This window comes from Bradyrhizobium sp., assembly GCF_049519115.1.
In the GTDB taxonomy this organism is placed as follows: domain Bacteria; phylum Pseudomonadota; class Alphaproteobacteria; order Rhizobiales; family Xanthobacteraceae; genus Bradyrhizobium.
In genome coordinates, this window is sequence record NZ_JBEKRB010000189.1 from 1 (window position 1) to 2,832 (window position 2,832).

At 57.4% G+C, this 2,832-nt stretch carries 4 protein-coding genes; all 4 read right to left on the minus strand.

What is annotated here, in order from left to right:
• Window positions 1-1,176 (minus strand): AAA family ATPase (locus ABSE61_RS36980; RefSeq protein WP_423876087.1); only part of this gene is annotated, 1,176 nt, incomplete at its 3' end.
• 28 nt (window positions 1,177-1,204) lie between these two features.
• Entirely contained in the window at window positions 1,205-1,684 is a 480-nt protein-coding gene (locus ABSE61_RS36985) for a type VI secretion system baseplate subunit TssG (protein ID WP_423876088.1), read from the minus strand.
• The gene (gene tssG, locus ABSE61_RS36990; RefSeq protein ID WP_423876089.1) at window positions 1,638-2,081 is read right to left on the minus strand and encodes a type VI secretion system baseplate subunit TssG; all 444 of its coding nucleotides are present in this window, start codon (window positions 2,079-2,081) and stop codon (window positions 1,638-1,640) included. The genes ABSE61_RS36985 and tssG overlap by 47 nt, the downstream gene beginning before the upstream one ends.
• 16 nt (window positions 2,082-2,097) lie before the next feature.
• Window positions 2,098-2,820: a type VI secretion system baseplate subunit TssF gene (locus tag ABSE61_RS36995; protein ID WP_423876090.1), complete on the minus strand. Its 723-nt coding sequence runs from the start codon at window positions 2,818-2,820 to the stop codon at window positions 2,098-2,100.
• Window positions 2,821-2,832 lie beyond the last annotated feature (12 nt).

Consider the following 2,832-nt stretch of genomic DNA (forward strand, 5'->3'; position numbering starts at 1 on the left):
TCGCACTTTGTGGTGTTTCTCCATCGGCCCAAGAATGCCTCGCAGCATGTCGCAGCACTGCTGAACACTCGGCTCGCCGATCTGAATCGGCTGGAAGCGCCTCGTCAGCGCAGGATCTTTTTCTATGTATTGGCGATATTCCGACCAAGTTGTAGCTGCAATGGTGCGGAGGGTGCCGCGTGCTAAAGCCGGCTTGAGAAGATTTGCGGCGTCGCCCGTGCCGGCTGACCCACCAGCTCCGATCAGCGTGTGTGCTTCGTCGATGAACAGGATGATCGGTATTGGCGATTGTTGCACCTCGTCAATTACCGAGCGCAGTCTCTGCTCGAATTCACCCTTCATCGATGCACCCGCCTGCATAAGACCGACGTCCAACATGCAGACGCGGACTCCGCGGAGCGGTGGCGGCACGTCGTTAGCAGCGACGCGCTCTGCGAAACCCTCCACCACAGCAGTTTTTCCGACGCCGGCTTCGCCAGTGAGGATCGGATTATTCTGACGCCGACGCATCAGCACGTCGATAATTTGCCGAATTTCTTCATCACGGCCCAGAATCGGATCCATCTCGCCCAATTTTGCCCTAGCGGTTAGATCTTGGGAGAAGCGGTCAAGCGCCGTAGTACCCTTGGTGGCTCCTTCGCGGGTGACCGGCGTGCCGCCCGCTACCAGCCCTGACCCGTCCATGGGTCGTAGATTTTCTTCCTCGGAGCCAGCCCAAATCGCGCGATGTTCGCTAGTTAGAAGATCGGTCGAGATTTTGGTGAATTCCTTAGACACACCGGCAAACGCGCGCGCGAGTTCGCGTGACTGCAGGGCGCCGACAAGAATATGACCGGTGCGGATCTGGGTTTCACCAAAAAACAGGGTCGCGTAGTGCCAACCCCGGTCGAGTAAATCCATGACGGTGTTGGAGACCGCTGGCATTTCGGTTTCATTCTTTGCGAAGCCATTGATCATCGCGAGAACGTCGGTCAATAGCTTGCCCCGATCAAGCTTGAAATGATCGGCGGTGAGACCGATGTCCGTACGCTCTTCTTGCAGAATATGACCGAGCCAGTGCGCCAATTCGACATTGCGGTTACCCGCACTTTTCGCTTGGCGAAGGGCCTTGAACAAAGCTTCATAACCGACGCGGTTTAACTTGCCGGCGACTGCTTCAAGGCTGATATCAACCATCGCCTCCCCCCTTCAGCCAATTTTCCAACTACGTCCGCCTGCGCTCATGCCTCATGTGTTCGTCAGCATGAAACCTTGCATCGTACCTGTATGCGTCGACGGACGCCCAATTCGGCGACATCCAGCTTGTCCAGCCGAGTTGACCGAACCTCCCGAGCCTGACGGGCTCGACCGCGCTCACGGCAATGGCCAATTCAGTATCCCAATCGAGTTGCTCGCCATTGTAGAAGAATACAAGATCGACCAAAGGTTGGCACAAGTCGCCGGTTGGCAGGAAGCGCATGTATTGTGCGAGAGTTTTAGTGAATATGCGAATCCTGATTTTATCTAGAACGCTGAAAACAGTTCGGCCCAGCAACGCGTCTTCGCCCAACACGTTGTGGCGCCTGCCCAGGACACTCCATTCGTCCGCCTCGATTACCAGGCGGGTACCTACGAACTCTTCGATTTCTGCCTTGACGTTAAACAGACATATATGCGACGAACCGATCCTCGTCGGGACGATCATGCTGGACGATCGGCCGTGCATCCGCCCAGGCGCGAAAAAATAATTGAATAAAGCGGTGGTTGAAGATGTCGAGAAATCGAGCGAACGCTTCGTCCTGGGCGAGCACAAAGTGAAATGCCTCTTCCGTGGTTGCAAGGGGAAGCGCCCCCTGCGGTCCCAGCATCCCAAGGAACCTTACGAATAACTGGACGGGCTTGTTGTCGCTCTGAACCACGCGGTCGAGATTCGAGGCGGGAAATTCCACAAACGGATCTTGTCCTAGCCGGACGAATTCATCGCGGCACCTCGCACTGTCGCCGATGCGTGGTTTGCTTGCTGAAATACGTTCGAGATGTCGCAGCACCGCGAAATAGTCAAATCGCCACGGCTCCGCTTCGAGATTTCGGAAAAAACTCACAATTACCTCGAGTCGATCACAATTGTCTGCGCGTTCCCATGCGCGGCGGCCACCGCATGATTTCGCCGCGCTCGACAGACCGTATTGCCGTCTGCGTAAAATGGTTGAAGCCGGAATACTCGGCGAAAAATCGCTCGAGCACGGCACCAAGCAAAAAAGCGCTACTGCCCTCGAAGGCCCTTTCGTCGATCACCACGGTGATCTCCGTTCCACGCGCCACTCCCACGCCGGTGCGTTGGCCAACACGGCGTACGATCGGCCGGCTGTCAACGCTTCGAATGCCGCGGATGCGCCGCTCGGTGACGGCGTCGTTCATGTCCGCGAACATCGACAGGATTTCTCTCAGAGCCTGCGCATTGTGACCGGCGCCGCGTTCCACGAGACCAAGATGATTGGTGCTGAGCATGTTGATCAAGCGCCACGCAACCGCGCCGGTACCCGCCGTTTCGCTGCGGCTTCGTAACTGCGCTACGATGGGCTCGCGCGGCGGCGTCGGGCCGGCAATGCACACCAGATCCAGAGAGACATCATCAATCAGGCGAAAATCCGCACCCTCGGCGCCGATCGGGAGATGCTCGGTCAGATGGCGGTTCGAACAGAGCGCTCGCACGCTCAGTTCCGCGATCGCATCATCGTCGTCGGTGCCGCCCAAAACGCTCAACGAGATGAACATATCGGTCCCGGTGTAATCCGAGGATATGCCCGCGCGCTTTTCTTCGACGGTGCGCAGCCGCGGCAACCGACGCACCGT

Coding starts and splice junctions, on each gene's coding strand:
- ABSE61_RS36985 (WP_423876088.1), bottom strand. CDS start 1,684: ATGATCGTCCCGACGAGGATCGGTTCGTCGCATATATGTCTGTTTAAC.